Annotated in this window: 20 protein-coding genes; 14 read left to right on the top strand and 6 right to left on the bottom strand. The window is 67.7% G+C overall.

The genetic code is table 11. The features are described 5' to 3' along the window. Nucleotides 1–81 precede the first annotated feature (81 nt). The 10 genes from AOM45_RS30865 to AOM45_RS30820 all read left to right on the top strand — a co-directional run bounded on the left by AOM45_RS30865 (nt 82) and on the right by AOM45_RS30820 (nt 7,913). On the top strand, nt 82–1,347 hold the full coding sequence (locus tag AOM45_RS30865; RefSeq protein WP_030466583.1) for a Gfo/Idh/MocA family protein: 1,266 nt from the start codon (nt 82–84) through the stop codon (nt 1,345–1,347). A gap of 12 nt (nt 1,348–1,359) precedes the next feature. Beyond that, nucleotides 1,360–2,622 (top strand): ABC transporter substrate-binding protein, encoded by a 1,263-nt coding sequence (locus AOM45_RS30860; RefSeq protein ID WP_035909640.1) that lies wholly within the window; start codon nt 1,360–1,362, stop codon nt 2,620–2,622. After that, nucleotides 2,622–3,437: a carbohydrate ABC transporter permease gene (locus tag AOM45_RS30855; protein WP_063756991.1), complete on the top strand. Its 816-nt coding sequence runs from the start codon at nt 2,622–2,624 to the stop codon at nt 3,435–3,437. Before AOM45_RS30860 ends, AOM45_RS30855 begins: the two co-directional genes overlap by 1 nt. Next, nucleotides 3,434–4,261 (top strand): carbohydrate ABC transporter permease, encoded by an 828-nt coding sequence (locus AOM45_RS30850; RefSeq protein ID WP_156093700.1) that lies wholly within the window; start codon nt 3,434–3,436, stop codon nt 4,259–4,261. The genes AOM45_RS30855 and AOM45_RS30850 overlap by 4 nt, the downstream gene beginning before the upstream one ends. After that, nucleotides 4,258–4,728: a hypothetical protein gene (locus tag AOM45_RS30845; protein ID WP_030466579.1), complete on the top strand. Its 471-nt coding sequence runs from the start codon at nt 4,258–4,260 to the stop codon at nt 4,726–4,728. The genes AOM45_RS30850 and AOM45_RS30845 overlap by 4 nt, the downstream gene beginning before the upstream one ends. Before the next feature lie 5 nt (nt 4,729–4,733). Continuing rightward, on the top strand, nt 4,734–5,780 hold the full coding sequence (locus AOM45_RS30840) for a Gfo/Idh/MocA family protein (protein ID WP_035909638.1): 1,047 nt from the start codon (nt 4,734–4,736) through the stop codon (nt 5,778–5,780). A gap of 37 nt (nt 5,781–5,817) precedes the next feature. Then, nucleotides 5,818–6,333, top strand: a complete 516-nt coding sequence (locus tag AOM45_RS30835) for a hypothetical protein (protein ID WP_030466577.1) — start codon at nt 5,818–5,820, stop codon at nt 6,331–6,333. Nucleotides 6,334–6,469: 136 nt separating this feature from the next. Beyond that, on the top strand, nt 6,470–6,673 hold the full coding sequence (locus tag AOM45_RS30830) for a cold-shock protein (RefSeq protein ID WP_030466576.1): 204 nt from the start codon (nt 6,470–6,472) through the stop codon (nt 6,671–6,673). A gap of 158 nt (nt 6,674–6,831) precedes the next feature. After that, complete coding sequence (locus AOM45_RS30825) at nt 6,832–7,404, top strand: P-loop NTPase family protein (protein WP_030466575.1); 573 nt, start codon at nt 6,832–6,834, stop codon at nt 7,402–7,404. Continuing rightward, nucleotides 7,401–7,913, top strand: coding sequence for a Rossmann-fold NAD(P)-binding domain-containing protein (locus AOM45_RS30820; RefSeq protein WP_051783000.1), 513 nt, complete (start codon nt 7,401–7,403; stop codon nt 7,911–7,913). Before AOM45_RS30825 ends, AOM45_RS30820 begins: the two co-directional genes overlap by 4 nt. Before the next feature lie 3 nt (nt 7,914–7,916). Here AOM45_RS30820 and AOM45_RS30815 read toward each other — a convergent pair whose 3' ends face one another. Beyond that, a complete protein-coding gene (locus AOM45_RS30815) occupies nt 7,917–8,360 on the bottom strand; it encodes a hypothetical protein (protein ID WP_156093699.1) in 444 nt (147 codons plus the stop codon). A 123-nt stretch (nt 8,361–8,483) separates the two neighbouring features. Here AOM45_RS30815 and AOM45_RS30810 point away from each other — a divergent pair, with 123 nt between their 5' ends. Together AOM45_RS30810 and AOM45_RS30805 are read left to right on the top strand one after the other, a co-directional pair. Further along, the gene (locus tag AOM45_RS30810) at nt 8,484–9,065 is read left to right on the top strand and encodes a DUF4328 domain-containing protein (RefSeq protein ID WP_162185626.1); all 582 of its coding nucleotides are present in this window, start codon (nt 8,484–8,486) and stop codon (nt 9,063–9,065) included. Continuing rightward, nucleotides 9,062–9,745: a DUF4328 domain-containing protein gene (locus tag AOM45_RS30805; protein ID WP_051782999.1), complete on the top strand. Its 684-nt coding sequence runs from the start codon at nt 9,062–9,064 to the stop codon at nt 9,743–9,745. The genes AOM45_RS30810 and AOM45_RS30805 overlap by 4 nt, the downstream gene beginning before the upstream one ends. Here the strand turns inward: AOM45_RS30805 and AOM45_RS30800 are convergent. The 5 genes from AOM45_RS30800 to AOM45_RS30780 form a co-directional block, all read right to left on the bottom strand. Then, the gene (locus tag AOM45_RS30800) at nt 9,708–10,283 is read right to left on the bottom strand and encodes a TetR/AcrR family transcriptional regulator (protein ID WP_030466570.1); all 576 of its coding nucleotides are present in this window, start codon (nt 10,281–10,283) and stop codon (nt 9,708–9,710) included. The genes AOM45_RS30805 and AOM45_RS30800 overlap by 38 nt on opposite strands. Further along, the gene (locus AOM45_RS30795; RefSeq protein ID WP_030466569.1) at nt 10,280–12,205 is read right to left on the bottom strand and encodes a YhgE/Pip domain-containing protein; all 1,926 of its coding nucleotides are present in this window, start codon (nt 12,203–12,205) and stop codon (nt 10,280–10,282) included. Before AOM45_RS30795 ends, AOM45_RS30800 begins: the two co-directional genes overlap by 4 nt. Continuing rightward, nucleotides 12,202–12,831: an ATP-binding cassette domain-containing protein gene (locus AOM45_RS30790; RefSeq protein WP_030466568.1), complete on the bottom strand. Its 630-nt coding sequence runs from the start codon at nt 12,829–12,831 to the stop codon at nt 12,202–12,204. The genes AOM45_RS30795 and AOM45_RS30790 overlap by 4 nt, the downstream gene beginning before the upstream one ends. Before the next feature lie 78 nt (nt 12,832–12,909). Beyond that, complete coding sequence (locus AOM45_RS30785) at nt 12,910–13,830, bottom strand: GNAT family N-acetyltransferase (RefSeq protein ID WP_030466567.1); 921 nt, start codon at nt 13,828–13,830, stop codon at nt 12,910–12,912. A gap of 11 nt (nt 13,831–13,841) precedes the next feature. After that, nucleotides 13,842–14,675, bottom strand: a complete 834-nt coding sequence (locus tag AOM45_RS30780) for a class I SAM-dependent methyltransferase (protein WP_030466566.1) — start codon at nt 14,673–14,675, stop codon at nt 13,842–13,844. A 179-nt stretch (nt 14,676–14,854) separates the two neighbouring features. Here AOM45_RS30780 and rpsA point away from each other — a divergent pair, with 179 nt between their 5' ends. Both rpsA and AOM45_RS30770 read left to right on the top strand, forming a co-directional pair. Continuing rightward, nucleotides 14,855–16,345, top strand: coding sequence for a 30S ribosomal protein S1 (rpsA, locus tag AOM45_RS30775; RefSeq protein WP_030466565.1), 1,491 nt, complete (start codon nt 14,855–14,857; stop codon nt 16,343–16,345). A 525-nt stretch (nt 16,346–16,870) separates the two neighbouring features. Beyond that, nucleotides 16,871–17,488, top strand: coding sequence for a hypothetical protein (locus AOM45_RS30770; RefSeq protein ID WP_030466564.1), 618 nt, complete (start codon nt 16,871–16,873; stop codon nt 17,486–17,488). The last annotated feature ends 5 nt before the right edge of the window (nt 17,489–17,493 follow it).

The following is a 17,493-nucleotide window of genomic DNA, read 5'->3' as shown; positions in this document are numbered from 1 at the left end:
CTCGAAAAGGTTTTCTTCACCTCTTGACGAGGTCAGGGCCGCTGCGGCTAGCGTGGAGAAAACGTTTGCAGGGAGGCGCGGATGGCTCGCAGGCGCTACGCGGTGGTCGGCACGGGGGCGCGGGCCGAGCGGCACGTCCACGCGATCGCCGTCGAGCACGCGGCCACCTGTGAGCTCGTCGCGTTCGCCGACGTGAACCGCACCCGGATGAACGTCCACAACGACCGGCTCGCCGATCTGGGGGTCGAGCCGGTCCCCGCGTACGACGCGGCGGACTTCCTCAAGATGCTCGACGAGCAACGGGTCGACGTCGTCGTCGTGACCACCGTCGACCGGTATCACGACACGTACATCGTCGAGGCGTTGGACGCCGGACGTGACGTCGTGACCGAGAAGCCGATGACCACTGACGTGCCGTCGGCGCGCAAGATCCTGGATGCCGTGCACCGCAACGACGGCAACGTCACCGTGACGTTCAACTACCGCTACAACCCGATCCACGAGAAGGTGCGCGCGCTGCTTGCGGAAGGCGCTGTCGGTGAGATCGGGTCCGTGCACTTCGAGTGGTTGCTCGACACCAGGCACGGCGCCGACTACTTCCGGCGCTGGCACCGCGACAAGGCCAACTCCGGCGGACTCATGGTGCACAAGGCGACGCACCACTTCGACCTGCTCAACTGGTGGGTGGGCAGCGTTCCCGAGACGGTGTACGCGCACGGCCGGTTGTTCTTCTACGGAGACGAAAACGGCGAACGTCACGGGTACACGCACGACGACAGGTTCGCCATCGACCTGAAGCAGAACGACTGGCTGAAGAAGCTGTACCTCGACGCACGGCACGAGGACGGCTACCGCCGCGACCAGAATCCGTTCGAACCCGGCGTGTCCATTGAGGACGACATGTCGGTCCTCGTCCGCTACGCCAGCGGCGCGAACCTGACGTACCACCTCACGGCCTACTCGCCGTGGGAGGGCTACCGGCTGATGGTCAACGGCAGCAAGGGACGCCTCGAACTCGAAGTCGTCGAGAACTCCTGGGTGTCGAGCCAGAACCCGGCCGTGCACGGCGTCAGCGCCAACCCCGAGCAGGGGTGGGCGAAGCTCTCCGTGCACCGGCTGTTCGAGGAACGGGAGGACATCCCGCTGGAGTACGACCGGGACGGCCACGGCGGCGCTGACCTTCGCATGGTCGACGCGCTGTACGGACCGCCCGGGCAGGAAGACCCGTTGGGACGCAAGGCAACGCACTACGACGGCACCCTTTCGCTGCTGACCGGTTTCGCCGCCAACCGCAGCTTCGAGACCGGGGAACCGGTCCACGTCGTCGACGTGATCGATCTGCGATGAGAGAGGAAGTCCGTGAAAGCGCACAAGACTGTGGGCTTCATGCTGTGCACGGTGCTGGCGGCGAGCGCGTGCGGTTCGGGAAGCGGTAGCGACCGGGCCGAGATCCGCTTCATCTGGTGGGGCAACGACGACCGCGCCAAGGTGACCAACGAGGCCGTGCGGCTGTTCGAGAGCCGCAACCCGGACGTGAAGGTCTCGACGTCGTTCCAGAACTTCCAGAACTACTTCGAGAAGCTCTCCACCGAGATCGCGGGCGGCAACGCGCCGGACGTGATCCAGATGGACTACCGGTACCTCAACGAGTACGCGGGCCGCAACGTGCTGCTCGACCTCACCCCGTACGTCGGCAAGCAGATCCGCACCGCGGACTGGAACCAGGGCTTCGTCGGCAGCGGCAAGCTCAACGGCAAGCAGGTCGCGTTGCCGTTGGCGCAGAACGCCACCACCATCGTCTACGACCCGAAGCTCTTCGCCGCCGCCGGTGTCGCGGAACCGAAGATCGGCTGGACCTGGGCGGACTACCGGGAGATCGCGGGGAAGATCCAGGCGAGCACCGGTGGCAAGATCGCGGGCTCGACGGACTTCGGCGGCACCGAGGACGTCTTCGAGACCTGGCTGCGGCAGCGCGGCAAAGCCCTCTACGACAACGGGAAGCTCGGCTACACCAAGGACGACCTCAAGGCGTTCTGGCAGCTGTCCAAGGACTTCCGCGACGCGGGCGCCACCACGCCCGCCGAACTGGTGACCACGCTGAACGCCGGCGCCGAGCAGACCCCGCTGGGCAAGAAGCTCTCCGCGTCCGAACACAGCTACGACAGCCTTTACAGCGGCTACAACGCGGTGCGGCCGGACGAGCTCAAGCTCGGGCCGTACCCCAGCGACAACAAGGAAACGCTGGGCTCGTACCGCAAACCGTCGCAGCTCATCAGCGCGTCCGCCCGCACCAAGAACAAGTACGCGGCGGTCAAGCTCATCGACTTCCTGCTCAACGACCCGGACGCGGGCAAGATCCTCGGCGCGAACCGCGGCCTGCCCGCGAACCTGAAGATCCGCGAGGCCGTGGCGCAGAACCTCAGCGGCGCCAACAAGGTCGTCTTCGAGTACGAGAAGTCGGTCGACGCGAAGCTGGGTGACGCACCGGCCGCACCGCCGAAGGGCGACGGCGCCATCTACAAGCTGATGCAGCGCAAGCACGAAGAGGTCGTCTTCGGGAAGAAGACGATTGACCAGGCGTTGGACGAGTTCTGGCGTGACGCGGAAGAAGCGCTGAAGTAGTGCCGTACCTGTTCTTGGGACCGTGGTTGCTCGGCGCCATCGGTCTCACCGTCGCGCCGATGGTCGTCTCGCTCTACCTGTCGTTCACCGACTACGACCTGTTCAACGAACCGAAGTGGGTCGGCCTCGACAACTACGCCAGGCTGTTCGGTGACGACCCTCGCTACCTGCACTCGGTCGGCGTGACGCTGAGGTACGTCGCGTGGTCGGTGCCGTTGAAGCTGGTGCTGGCCCTCGCCGTCGCGTTGCTGCTGAACTCGTTGCGCGGCAAGGGACAGGCGTTCTTCCGCTCGGCCTTCTACGCGCCCTCGCTGCTGGGGGCGTCGGTCGGGCTGGCGCTGGCGTGGCGGGCGATCTTCGACACCTGGGTCGACACGCCGGACCACGCGCTGGTCACCATCGTGCTGTTGGCCGCGTGGCAGTTCGGCGCCCCGATGGTGATCTTCCTGGCCGGGTTGCAGCAGATCCCGCGCGACCTGCTCGACGCGGCCGCGGTCGACGGCGCGGGGTGGTGGCGCCGGTTGTGGTCGATCACGTTGCCGATGTTGTCGCCGGTGTTGTTCTTCAACGTGGTGCTGGAGACGATCCACGCGTTCCAGGCGTTCACGCAGGCGTTCGTGGTGAGCGGAGGGCGGGGCGGGCCGGCCGACTCGACGTTGTTCTACACGCTCTACCTGTACGAACGCGGGTTCACGGAGTTCCGCATGGGTTACGCCTCCGCCATGGCCTGGGTGCTGCTGGTGGCGATCGCGCTGATCACCGCGGTGCTGTTCCGCACCTCCCGGTACTGGGTGTTCTACGGAGACGGGCGGTGAAGCGCGCCGCGGTTTTCGTGCTGTGCCTGGCCGCACTGGCGTTGGTGCTGTACCCGATCGTCTGGCTGGTCTCGGCCTCGCTGACGCCGGTCGAGGATCTGGTGTCGAACCTGCGTGCGCTGTTCCCAGGCCGTGTGACGACTGACGGCTATGCGCGCGCGTTGGAGGGCGCTGGCGGTGAGTCGTTCTGGACGTTCCTGGGCAACTCGACGATCGTCGCGACCGGTGCGGTGGTCGGCAACGTCGTGTCGTGCTCGTTGGCGGCGTACGCGTTCGCACGGCTGCGGTTCCGGCTCAGCGGCCCCCTGTTCGCGTTCGCGCTGGTCACGATCATGCTCCCCGCGCACGTCACGCTCATCCCGCAGTACGTCGTGTTCCAGCAGCTGGGGATGGTCGACACGTTCGTGCCGTTGATCCTGCCGAAGCTGCTGGCCACCGACGCGTTCTTCGTGTTCCTCATGGTGCAGTTCATGCGCGGTATCCCGCACGAGCTGGACGACGCCGCGAAGATCGATGGCTGTGGACCGGTGCGCAACTACTGGTACGTGGTGCTGCCCCTGTCGCGACCGGCGATGGTGACGACCGCGATCTTCACGTTCATCTGGACCTGGAACGACTTCTTCTCGCAGCTCATCTACCTGTCCTCGACGGAGAACTACACGATCCCGATGGGGCTGCGGCTGTTCATCGACCAGACGTCGTCGTCCTCGTACGGGCCCATGTTCGCGATGTCGGTGCTGTCGCTGGTGCCGATCGGACTGTTCTTCCTGGCGTTCCAGCGGTTCCTGGTCGCCGGGGTGGCCACGACGGGGCTGAAGGGATGAGCCGGGTCGAGGTGCTGGCCGACACCTTGCTGCTCGGGTTGTTCGTGTTCGTGGCCTCACTGCCGGTGGTGACCGCGTTCTCGGCGTTCGGCGCGGCGCGCGAGGTGGTGCGGTGCGAGCTCCCGGTGGGGCGGTTCTGGTCGGTGCTGCGCGTGCGGTGGGTGCCGGGAGTGGTTTTCGGGCTGGCGTGGGTCGCGTTGGTGATCGATGTCGTAGTGGTCGTGACGGTGCTCCCGGCGCCGTTGCCCGTTCGGGTGGCGGTACTGACCGCTTCGGCGGCAATCGGTGCCTCGATGCTGGCGCAACCAGGTCGCACTTCGCGTGGCGCATTGAAATTCGAAGCACCTCGGCCGATGCTGATGGCCGCGTTGGTGGTCGCCGCTGTGCTGGTGTGGGCCCTGCCTCCGCTGGTGCTGGTGATCGCCGGACCGCTGGCGCTGGCGGCGGAGGGCACCCGAGAAGGGTGAGGACGATGCGTGTTGCGCTGGTCGGGGCTCGCGGGCATGGGGCGCGGCACGTGGACAACCTGCTCCGGCTCGGCCACGACGGTGTGGCGACCTTCGTCGGCGTGGTCGACGTGGCGGACGTCGACGTGCCGGTGCCGTCGTACCCCGACCTGCCGTCGCTGGCCGCCGAGCTGCACCCGGAGGTCGTGGTGATCTCCTCACCGCCCTCGACGCACCGGGAGCTCGTGCTCGGCGCGTTCGACCTGGGCTGTGACGTGCTGGTCGAGAAGCCGGCGCTGCTGTCGACGGCCGACTTCGAGGAGATCTCCGCCGCGGCGGAGAAGCGCGGGCTGGTCTGCCAGGTCGGGTTTCAGTCGCAGGGGAAGGGGTCGTACCGGCGCCTCTGCTCGTTGATCGGCTCCGGCGCGTTGGGTGACATCTCGGGTATCGGCGCCGCTGGCCGTTGGGTGCGCACGGACTCGTACTACGAACGCGCGGAATGGGCTGGACGGCAGGGGGAGGACGGAACGCTCGTCAATCCGTTCGCGCATGCTCTGCAGAACGCACTCTTGCTCGCTGACGTGGAAGAACGATCGGACATCGGCGTCGAGCTGGAGCTGTTCCGATGCCGCGACACGATCAGTGCGGACGACACGGCCTGTGTGCGTGTCACGGCTGAAGGCGCGCCACCGGTCGTAGTCGCGACGACGCTCTGTGCGACGACATCGTTGCCACCGATCGTCCTGGTCCATGGATCGTTGGGGCAGGCCGTGTGGTGGTACGACGACGACCGTCTGAAGGTCAACGACCACACCATGGCCGTGCCACCGTCCGTCGACCTCCTGGAAAACCTGATCCGGCACCGGCAGACCGGCGAGCCCCTCGTGGCACCGCTGGCCGCCGCACGAGCGTTCACGTCAGTCGTCCAGCAGTGCGGCAAGACGGCCGTGCCGCTGCTGCCCGCCCGCCGCGTCGGCGACAGGGTGGTGCTCGACGGCGTCGACGAGGTCGTCGTGCGTGCGGCGGAGAAGATGGCGACGTTCAGCGAGCTGGGCTGCGGTTTCGGGCGGTAGTCTCCCGCCGAGTCCGCTGTGTTCGGGGGTTGTTGCGTTGGACACCTACATCGACCTGAGGGACGTCCGGCTGACCGGCTACGTGAGCATGGGCCTGATCGCCCTGGTCGCCGCCGAGTCCGTCTGGGGCACGGTCAACGACTGGCGGGGCGGGTCGTCGTCGTGGAGCTTCCTCGCCATCGTGCTGATCGCGCCCGCGGCCGTGGCGTTCCTGCTGTGGTTCCGCTTCGCCACCCACAACGCCGAGGCGATCGCGCTGCACGGCGTGCGGATGATGTCGCAGGTGTGGAAGGCGAGCGACCCGGCGCAGCGCGAGGTGCCGTTCGAGCAGCGCGTGGCCAGCCCGTTGATCAAGCCGTGGCAGTACGCGTTCCTCGCGATGGTGGCGTGCGACGTGCTCGAGTCGTTGCTGCTCGACACCCCCGCCTACGTGGTGTTTTCGACACTGTCGACGGTGTGCGCGATCGTGGCGGCCGGGCTCGCGTGCTTCCTGGTCTTCCGGGTGTCGCTCATGCAACAGCGGTTCGCGGCGCCGCAGCGCAAGTACCGGTGAGCCGTGGGGTAGACTGCGCCATTGGTTGCAGTTCTGTGTTCGCTTCTCCTTCTTCACGGTTGGGTTGCCTGCTCAAGACCAACCACTGGAGCGTCCGCACAGTGCGGTCCGCTCTTCAGCATTGAAGGAGCAGTACATGGCTAACGGCACCGTCAAGTGGTTCAACGCCGAAAAGGGCTTCGGCTTCATCGCCCCCGAGGACGGCGGCGCTGACGTCTTCGTCCACTACTCGGCCCTCAACGGCGGCGGCTACCGCAGCCTCGAGGAGAACCAGCGCGTCTCGTTCGACATCACGCAGGGCCAGAAGGGCCCGCAGGCGACGAACGTCACCGCTCTCTGACGTTGTTCCGAACCGCAGGGCCTCCGGTGTTCCGGGGGCCCTGCGGTCGTTTGGTGGTCTTTTGGTTTCGACCCGGAACGTCGGCTGGGTGATTCACGCTCAGCAGGGGCCGCGAATTCGCCCGGCGACGTTCCGCGCCAAGCCACTAGCCTGGGCCGATGCCGTTGCTCGGACCAGCTGATCCGCTGCCGCACGTGCCCCGGCGCATCCTCGTCGCCGGCAACACCGGATCCGGCAAGTCGACGCTCTGCCTGCGCATCGCCCAGCAATGCGACCTGCGGCGGGTCGAGCTCGACAGCCTCTACTGGGGTCCGCGGTGGACGCCCCGGCCGGAGTTCCGCGAGGAGGTCGCGGCCTTCGCGCGGCAGGACGGGTGGGTCACCGAGTGGCAGTACAACGAGGTGCGGCGCGCGTTGCTGGCGCGGGCGGACACGGTCGTGTGGCTCGATCATCCGTTCCCCACGGTGATGGGCCGGCTGGTCGGCCGCACCGTCCGGCGCCGGGCACGCGGGGTGGAGTTGTGGAACGGTAACCAGGAACCGTCGCTGTGGTCGGTGTTCACGGACTCCGAGCACATCCTGCGATGGGGCTGGAAGACCTACCGGCGCAACCGGGCCAGGGTGCTCGCCCTGGTCGACGAGGTCGTGGTCGTGCGGCTGTGCGGGCAGGGGCAGGTGGAGCGGTGGCTGGCAGGCCCGCTGGCCTCGGTCGGACAGGAGCGTGCGCGGTGAGAACGGCACTGGTGCTCGGCGGGACCGGAATGCTGGCCGGATGTGCGCGGCAGCTCGTGGAACGCGGGTGGCAGGTCGTGCTGCCGTCGCGGACCCAACCGCTGATGGCCGACGACGGTCCTGGACGTGCCGCGCGCGCGTCGATCTCGCACGGGCACCGGCCGACGTGGATCAGAGCCGACTGGACGAAGCCGCACGAGCTCGCGGCGGAGGTCCAGGACGAGCTGCAGGGCCGTGAGGTGAACCTGCTGGTGGCGTGGGTGCACAGCAGTTACCGCGTGGGAGTGCTTCGGGCCGTTCAGCACCTTCTGGCAGAAGGTGCACCGGTGGTGGAGGTGCACACGTGCGCGCCGGTACCGGACCCGGTCCTGCCGAACCCGACGCAGCAAGTGTTGCTCGGTCACTTCGCACACGACGCGATGCAGCGCACGAGCCGTGCGGTGCTGGACGCCGTGGAACGGGCGTTGAACGGGCGGGCGCCCTCGCTGCACCACGAGGACGCCCGCTGAGCGTCATTTGACGATCTTCGCCCGGCCGATCTCCGCCTGGACCTTGATGCCGGCCGCCACGTCGACGAGCTGGCGGACCACGACGTCCTCGTTGCGGATGTCGGCGATCTTCTGCTTGGTCTTGGTGGTGAACTCGAACGCCGCGACCTCCGAGGTCTTGATCTCGGCGACCTCCTGGAAGTCCTTGCTGAAGTCCACGATCACGACCGCGTTGTCGAGGACCTGGAGCTGGTAGTCGGCAGGCCGGTCGGAGGAGAAGCCCTTCTGGAACTTGCCGGTGACCTTGATGCCGTCGGTCGTCTCCGCGAAGTCGAGGACGCCGTCGACGGGGGAGAACAGGCCCTCCTGGAAGTCGGCGGTGGCGGTCACGGGCTCGGCCAGGGCCGGAGGCGCCGTGAGCGCGGTGCAGGCGAGCAGAGCGACGAGGATGCTGAGCGGTTTCGGCATGTCTTCGTTCGTACCGGCGGTGTTTTCGCCCCGCACGACCAAACACATCGCTCGATCGGGCGTTGAGCATGTACGCTCCGCGCCGACGTCGGGGGACGTGCGCTTTCACCTGGGGGAATTCTCTTGAGTTCAGAGGTTGTCAGACCCGTGCGCGGAATCGGCACGGCGGCGACGGTGACGATCGCGTTCGCGGCGGCGACGCGGGTCTTCACGGCCGGGCTGCTGTGGACGTCCGTGGACGTGGCGTCGAGCCTGGCCGCAGACCTGGTCGCGCTGGCCGTGCAGGTCGTGGCGGGGGTGCTGTTCATCGCCTGGATGCGCCAGGCCCGCCTCAACGCCGACGCCATCACGTCCAAGCATCAGCACCGCTACACGAACATGTGGGTGGTGGTGGGATGGATCGTCCCCTTCGCGAACCTGTTCATCCCGTACGCGGTGATGCAGGACATCTGGCGGGGGTCGGACCGCACGCAGCCGATGGTCGGCCTCCAGAAGCGACCGCAGAGCCGCCTGGTCACCGCCTGGTGGATCACCTTCATCGGCTCGAACGCGCTCGGCGTGGGGGCGGGCCGCAGCGCCGTGGACGACATGGCGTTGCTGTACACGGTGTCCGCTCTGGGACTGGCCGGTGCCGGTGTGCTCGCCGCCCGGATGATCAAGCAGGTCGTTGAGATGCAGGAACTCGTGCCCGTGGGGGAATCATGATCACCGAACCGTTCAGACCGGTGCGCGGCATCGGCATCGCCGCTTCCGTCCTCATCGGACTCACCGCCGTCCACGCCGTCGCGGACGCGATCACCACGCAGAAGTTCGTGAAAGTCGTGCAGGACCAGATCGACGGCATCGGCACGATGGACGACCTGGAAGCCGCCAACAACCTCAACCTGGCGGTCAGCATCCCGGGCGTGCTCGTGACGATCGCTGCGGGCGTGACGTTCATCGTGTGGATCTACCGGTCACGCCGCAACGCCGAGCGCGTCACCTACGCCTCGGAGCACCGGCGCGGCCGTGGCTGGGCCATCGGGTCGTGGATCACGCCGATCGTCGCGCTCTGGTTCCCGTTCCAGATCGTGCAGGACGTCTGGCGCTCCTTCGACCCCGCCCAGCAGGACCGGCCGCTCCAGGCACGCGACAAGAACGGCTTCCTCGCCGTCTGGTGGACCGCTTTCCTGCTGATGTCGTGGGGCGACAGGGCGGTCACCCGGCTCTGGCTGCGCGACACGGACATGGCCACCGTCGCCGCCTGGACGTGGGTGACGGCGGTCGTCACGATCGTCGCCGCCGCACTGGCCGTCGTGCTGATCAAGAGGCTGACCGACCTCCAGGACGTGACCAGGCCGCAGGAGTTCAGCGGGCCGGTCCAAGTCCACGTACCAGGTGCATGACCGAATCGCGCACCTCCGCGCGTGACCGCTCCGGCTGGAACACCTGCCAGTCCAGCGCGATCACGAGCAGCGTGCCGAACAACGCCGCCGACGCGGTGCCGACCTCCACCCCTTCCGGGAGGCGGCCCGCGTCGGACAGGCGCTTCATGTGACCGCGCACGATCGACACGATGTCGTCGCGCAGCAACGAGAGAGTGCCGTGCCACTGGCCGGGGGTGCGCCACAGCTCGGAAACCAGGAGCTGGCCGAACGCCGGGTACTCGGCCCAGAAGCCGAGCATCTCGTCGACCAGCGCCTCCAGCGAGTCCTCCGAACCCTCCGCGGACCGCAGCCGGCCCGCGAGGATCTCCACCCCGTGCCGCAGCAGGGCCTCGACCAGCGCGTCCTTCGAGGCGAAGTTGTAGTAGATCGTGCCCTTGGCGACCCCGGCCTCCGCGGCGATCTCGTCGACCGTCACCGAGGCCGCGCCCCGTTCGCCGACCAGCTTCAACGCCGCGTCGAAGAGCTTCTGCTTGGTCGCCGTCGTTCTCGCGCTCACAGCACGAGCTCCGGCTTCAGCTTCGACGCCGTCCACACCCGCTGCCTGTAGGCCGTCACGGACGACAAGGCTAGGGCTCCGACCAGCCAGGCGAGAAGGATCAAAGCGTCGTGACCCACGCTGCCCAGGTCCCCTCCGTACATGAGGTGGCGCAGGCCGTCGACCGCATAGCCCATCGGCAGGCCGTAGTGCAGCGGGTACAGCGGCACGGGGATCGTCTGCCACGGGAACGTGCCACCCGCGCTGACCAGCTGAAGGATCAGCAGGATCAGGCCGAGGAACTTGCCGACGGCACCGAAGGCGGCGTTCAGCGCGTGCAGGATCGCCACGAACGTCAGTGACATCAGCACGAGGAACGCGAACGTGCCGAAGGGGTTCGACGGCACGATGTCGACCACGAACCGTACGACCGAGAACATCACGAGCACCTGCACGATGCCGAGCAGCGCACCCGGCAGCCAGCCGCCCAACGCGACACGCAACGCCGACTGACCAGCGGCCAGCGCACGGCGTGAGAGCGGGCGCAGCAGCAGGAAGAGCACGAACGCGCCGATCCACGTCGCCAGGCCGAGGAAGAACGGGGCCAGGCCGGCGCCGTACGTGGCGGCCTTCGTCTGGGACAGGCCCTTCACCGCCACGGGGTCGCCGATGGCCTGCGCGATCGCGGCGCGCGTCGGGTCGTCCGCGTTCGGGATCTTGTTCACGCCACCGGTCAGGCCGTCGCGCAGCTGCGCGGAGCCGTCGGCGAGCTTGGCCGCGCCGTCGCGGAGCTGGGGCGTGCCGTCCGAGGCCTTCTTCAGACCGTCGCGGAGCTGGGCGTTGCCGTCGGCGAGCTTCGTCGCGCCGTCGTCGAGCTTGCCGATGCCGGCGACCATGCCGGGCATCTTCGACGACAGCTGCTCGGCGCCGTCGGCCACCTGGTCCGCGCCGTTCGCGAGCTTGCGCAGGTCACCCGCGGCGCCCTGGACCTTGCCGTTGGCGTCGTCGACGGGCTTGCGGACCTGGCCGATCGTGGACATCACGCGCTGCACCTGGTCCTCGGTGAAGCCAAGCGTGCGCAGGCGGGTGGCGATGTCGCCGTTGGCCTGGTCGAGCACACCGACGAGGGCCTGGGCCTTCTGCGCGTACTCCTCCGCCTGGCGCGCGGCGGTCTCGTTGCCGTTCGCGACCTGGCGGGCGCCGTCGGCGATCTTCTTCGCGCCGTCGGGCAGCGGCGCGGTCTGCGAACGCAGCTCGTGCAGGCCGTCACGCAGCTGCGCGGCGCCGTTCGCGGCCGTCACCGACCCGGTGTAGAGCTCCTGGACGCCCTTGTCGAGCTCGCCCAGCTTGTCGCGCAGCTGGGCGTTGCCGTCCGCGAGCTGCGTGGCGCCGTCGGCGGCCTTGGTCGTCTCCTGGCGGATCGTGGAGAAGCCGAGCAGCAGCTTGTCGGCGGCCCCGGCGGAGACCTTCGCGGTGACCGCGCGGCGCACCTCGGAGACGACCTGGTTCGCGATCGTGCTGCCCAGGTAGTTGTTGGCGTCGTTGGTCGTCAGCGTCAGCACGCCCTGGCGCGGCTTGTTCTGCTCCGCGGACGTGAGCGCTTCGGAGAAGTCCTCCGGCAGCGTCAGCGCGAAGATGTACGTGCCCTTGCGGACGCCCTCGTCGGCGTCGGCGGGGTTGTCCACGACGTGCCAGTTGAACTTCTTGCCGTTGAGCAGCTCGTCCGCGACCTCCTTGCCGGCGTTGAGGTCCTTGGCGCCCTTGTCCTTCACGACCAGCGCGGCGGGCACCTGGTTGAGGTTCGCGTACGGGTCCTTGTTCGCGTACAGGTAGAGCGACGCGTACAGCAGGGGTACGAGCGCCAGCGCCACGACGGCGAGCTTGGGCAGCGTGCCGGAGGTGATCCGGCGAAGTTCGTTGAAGGCCATGCGAAGGGCGCTCATGCGGTGATCTCCATCTTGGTGTTGTTGTCCTCACCAAGGCGCGCGTGCGGGATGTCGAGGATGTGAGCGGAGGAGTTCGAGCACAGGACGACCACGGACCGTTCGGGGGTCACGTAGTCGTTCGCCAGGGCGAACCACTCGCGCGGGTTGGGGTGGTAGCGGTCCGGGCAGTCGAGGACGAGCGTCGTGACGCCGGGACGTGCGGAGGCCAGTTCGAGCATCACGGCACAACGCGTCTGCGGCGGCACGTGCTCGAAACGCTTGGAGGCGTGCTCATCGGCGGCGTGCTCCACCAACCAGTCGTGCACCGCCTTCTTGCCGGAGGACTTGCCGTTCATCGCGAGTTCCTCACCGACGACGGCGGCCAGGCTGAGCGCGTACTCCGGCTCGTTCACCTCGGGGGCGTCGACGAGCACGACCTGCTTTCGCAGCGTCTTCGCGTCCGGTGACACCGAGCCCGTGGAGGGCTTCATGCGGCCGGAGAGCAGCAGGCCGAGCGCCGTGTGACCGGTGCCGGGCTCGCCCGCGACCAGCGTCAGCTCGCCCGGCTTCACGACCAGCGAGGTCGGCCGGAGCAGAGGACCATGTGCCCCGTTGACGCCTGCGCGTTCTGCGCGGATCTCCACGGCTTTACCTTCCGTTTAAACTGACCGGTCAGTACAAATTCTCGCGCAGTCTTGGTTCGCTGGCAACTCGGACATAGGTCACCTAAGGGCGGAGGCGGGGCGTACTTCCCACACGGTCCACAACGGCCGGTAGCCCTGACGGGGCCAGAACACCGAGCTCAGCGGGTTCGGCGGGTTGTAGTAGAGGTACGTGCCGACCGTGCCCATCCGGTGGAGTTCCTGGTGGGCGTGGGCGACGAGCTGCTGACCGATGCCCGTGCCGCGGGCTCCGGGCAGCACGGAGACGCAGTTCACATAGCCCCAGCGGCCGCGCGGCAGCCTCGCCGCCGCGCTCGTGCCCGGTTCCGACGACACGATGGCGCACTCGGCCAGTGCCACCGCGATGCCGTCGCGTTCGGCGAGCCAGATCGGGCTCGCCTTGGCCAGGCGGTCGGCGAGTGCACGTCGTTTGAGGGCCGCAGCCTCCGGGCGCACGATCGTGGAGCCGACGAACGACGAGTACTCCAGCTCCGCCAGCGACAGCTCCAGCACCGACTCCAGGTCGTGCGGGGTCGCACGGCGGATCGTGAGCGTGCGGGGGAGTTGTTGTTGTGGCGTGCGCAGCCTGATGCCGAGCACGGACAGCGGCACCAGGCCGTGGTCGAGAAACGCGCGTGCGGCCCTCGTGTCACGGCTCGGCCAGTGCACGACGCACGCCGTGTCCTCACCTATCTCTTGTGTGTCGAGAAGCTGACGCCACCGCGTGAGGAGCGCGTCCATGCCTTGAGCGGTGCCCACGAGAGGCATCAACTCCCACACCTCGGCCGCCGACCACAGCCTCGCCGTCGAGTGGGGTTCGAAGCACTGGTGGCTGACGACGCCGGCCACGCGCGTGCCGTCCGCGAGCGCGGCCGTGATGACGTGGCCGTCCGCCGGTGGATCGGCGGCGGGCGGGAGCAACGGGTCCAGCGACGCGAAACGCGCTGACTGGGCCGCCACCAGCCCGCGTGCCGAGGTCATGAACGGGAAGACTACGACGTCAGGCGCGTGCGGAAGATCGCGGTGCCGGGGAAGAGCTTGCCGCGCAGCGGACTCCACTGGCCCCAGATGCGGGTGTGCCCCTCCGGCCACTCGGGCTCGACCAGGTCCTCGACGACGAAACCGGTGTTCGTGAGCGCCCTGACGTAGTCGCCGAGCGTGCGGTGGTGCTCGACGTAGGTGGCGCGGCCCTCCTCGTCGACCTCCACGTAAGGAGTCCGGTCGAAGTACGACTGGGTGACCGTGAGGCCGAGCGGGCCCGGGTCGTCCGGGAAGATCCACCGCATCGGGTGGTTGACCGCGAACACCCACCTCGCGCCGGGCTTGAGCACGCGGGCGACCTCGGCGAAGACCTCCTGGACGTCCGCCACGAACGGGACGGCGCCGAACGCCGAGCAGGCGGCGTCGAAGGTGCCCGTCCCGAACGGCAGCTGGTCGGCGCTGGCCTGCACGAGCGGGACGTGGATGCCGGTCTTCTCGTTGTTCTCGCGCGCGTGCCGCAGCATGCCCGCGGAGATGTCGAGAGCCGTGACCACGGCGCCGTTGGCCTTGAGCCAGCGCGCGCACGGGGCACTGCCGCAGCCGACCTCGAGAACGCTCTGACCTGCGACGTCACCGAGGAACGCGACCTCCTCCTCGCGCAGGCCCTCCGGGCACCAGACGAAGTCCGCCGCACCCAGGAAGTCGCCGTGCGTGTCGTGGTAGTCGTCCGCGTCCGCGTCCCACCAGATGCGGTTCGCCAGGCGTGACTCGGCGGCGTCCGCCCCGCGCTTGACGATGCCGGCCGTGCCGAGCGCCTGTTCGGCACTCGCGTGCTGGTTGGACACACTGCTCCTTCACATGGGGGCTGGTTTGCTTGCGCGTCTCGCGGCCGCGTACGATATCGCGTGCGTAGTGGGTTAGTGCTGCCCATGATCCAGTTCCGCCGGATTCCAGGTCGCTGCGACGCTGCGCGCGCACCACTACCAGACAATCGATGCCAATCCGTACCGGAGCCACCTACCTAATGTCCACCGACACCACCACCGCCCCCGTTGCCGCTGCGCCCAAGCAGGTCGCGATCAACGACATCGGGACGGAGGAGGACTTCCTCGCAGCTATCGACAAGACGATCAAGTACTTCAACGACGGCGACATCGTTGAGGGCACCATCGTCAAGGTCGACCGGGACGAGGTCCTGCTCGACATCGGCTACAAGACCGAGGGCGTCATCCCCTCGCGTGAACTGTCGATCAAGCACGACGTCGATCCCGCCGAGGTTGTCAGCGTCGGTGACGAGGTCGAGGCCCTTGTTCTCCAGAAGGAGGACAAGGAAGGCCGCCTGATCCTGTCGAAGAAGCGCGCCCAGTACGAGCGCGCCTGGGGCACCATCGAGGCCCTCAAGGAGAAGGACGAGCCCGTCAAGGGCACGGTCATCGAGGTCGTCAAGGGTGGTCTCATCCTCGACATCGGCCTCCGCGGCTTCCTCCCCGCCTCGCTCGTCGAGATGCGTCGCGTCCGCGACCTGCAGCCGTACGTCGGCCGCGAGCTCGAGGCGAAGATCATCGAGCTGGACAAGAACCGCAACAACGTGGTCCTGTCCCGCCGCGCGTGGCTCGAGCAGACCCAGTCCGAGGTCCGCAGCGAGTTCCTCAACCAGCTGCAGAAGGGCCAGGTCCGCAAGGGCGTCGTGTCCTCGATCGTCAACTTCGGTGCCTTCGTGGACCTGGGTGGCGTCGACGGTCTCGTCCACGTCTCGGAGCTGTCCTGGAAGCACATCGACCACCCGTCCGAGGTTGTCGAGGTCGGCCAGGAAGTCACCGTCGAGGTCCTCGACGTCGACATGGAGCGCGAGCGCGTCTCCCTGTCGCTGAAGGCGACCCAGGAAGACCCGTGGCGCCAGTTCGCCCGCACCCACGCGATCGGCCAGATCGTGCCGGGCAAGGTCACCAAGCTGGTTCCGTTCGGTGCGTTCGTCCGCGTGGACGAGGGCATCGAGGGCCTGGTCCACATCTCCGAGCTGGCCGAGCGCCACGTCGAGATCCCGGAGCAGGTCGTCCAGGTCGGCGACGACGTCATGGTCAAGGTCATCGACATCGACCTCGACCGTCGCCGCATCTCGCTGTCGCTCAAGCAGGCCAACGAGGGCTTCACGGTCGACACCGAGTTCGACCCGACCCAGTACGGCATGGCCGCCGAGTACGACGACCAGGGCAACTACATCTACCCCGAGGGCTTCGACCCGGAGACCCAGGAGTGGCAGGACGGCTTCGACAAGCAGCGTGAGGAGTGGGAGCGCCAGTACGCCGAGGCGCACACTCGTTACGAGGCCCACATGAAGCAGATCCGCAAGGCCGCCGAGGCCGAGGAAGAGGCTTCGGCCGAGGGTGCGGGCAACTACACCTCGGGTGGCGACGCTCCTTCCGCTTCCGTCGGCGCGCCGGCCCAGTCGGGTGGCACGCTCGCGTCGGACGAGCAACTGGCCGCGCTTCGGGAGAAGCTGTCGGGCGGTATGTGAGCCTGTAGCTAGTCGTTGAAGGCCCCCGCACTTCGGTGCGGGGGCCTTTGGTGTTGGTTGGGGCTCTTTGGGCGGGGTGTTCGGCTGTGTCGTGTCAGGTCCGTAGGTCGGTTGCGTCGCCGTGTCGGGTTCCTGTTTCAAGCTGAGGGCTCTGCCCTTACCCCGCCAATCTGATCAAAGACCGGCCAGCGCCATGCGTGGGTTGATGGCACGCCTGGTGCGTTGGGCGGCTGCGCGTTGCGTAGGGCGTGGGGTTCGGGTGGGTTGGTCCCGTCCCAAGTCGAGCCAGAGCGAGTCACACCCGAGGGGAGAGGTCAAGTCGCGAAAAGCGTGCGACTTGACCTCTCCCCTCGGGCGTGACAAGAGCTGTGGCACGACTCGTGACGGGACCAACCCACCGGAACCCCACGCGAAGAGCTGGCTCGGCTGCGCCATCGCCTCGCCTCGCCTTCGGCATCGGCCTTGTGGCGCCACCCGTTCACTCTGTGGTGGAGGGCTGAGTCCGTTGTGTAGGTTGACAAACCTATGCGTGGGAACAAGTTCTTCGTGGCGCTGAGCGCGGGTGCGCTGGCGGTTTCCGGGGCCTGCTCTTCTGTGGCTCCGCAGACTCAGGCGCCGCCGCCGCAGATTCCGAAGATCACGCCGCAGACCACGCCCTCGCGGGTTCCGGTGATGGTTGACCGGGCCCTGCCGGACGACTGCGAGCTCGTGGTGCCCGTTGAGGTCATGAACGCGACGCTCGGGCAGGAGTTGCCCGGTGAGCCTCGGATCATCATCGGCATCAAGGAGCCGGGGATCGGGCGGACCGGGAAGATCGACTGTTACTACGGCATTCCTCCCAAGCAGGACCTGGGAGCCGCGAAGATCGTCATCGGGCTTTCGACCTACACGGACGACTTGACGGCTCGGACGCGGGTCACCGAGAGCGTCGAGGCTGAGCGGGCCGACGGGGCGAAGATCACCGAGGTTGACGTCGGGAAGCAGAAGGGGACGCTGGTCGAGGGGAAGGACGAGCAGTTGCTGATCGGGTCCCTCGGGAAGTCGACCTTTGTCGTGCGGAACCGGAACGGCTTCATTCCCCAGGCCAAGCTCGTGGCGATTTTGCCGGTGCTCGCTCAGCAGGCGATGACGCCTCCCGTCTAACCTGA

The sequence above is a fragment of the Lentzea aerocolonigenes genome (assembly GCF_000974445.1).
GTDB lineage: Bacteria > Actinomycetota > Actinomycetes > Mycobacteriales > Pseudonocardiaceae > Lentzea > Lentzea aerocolonigenes.
The sequence above is the reverse complement of the archived record's forward strand: the minus strand, read 5'-3'. Positions and strand labels throughout refer to the sequence as shown.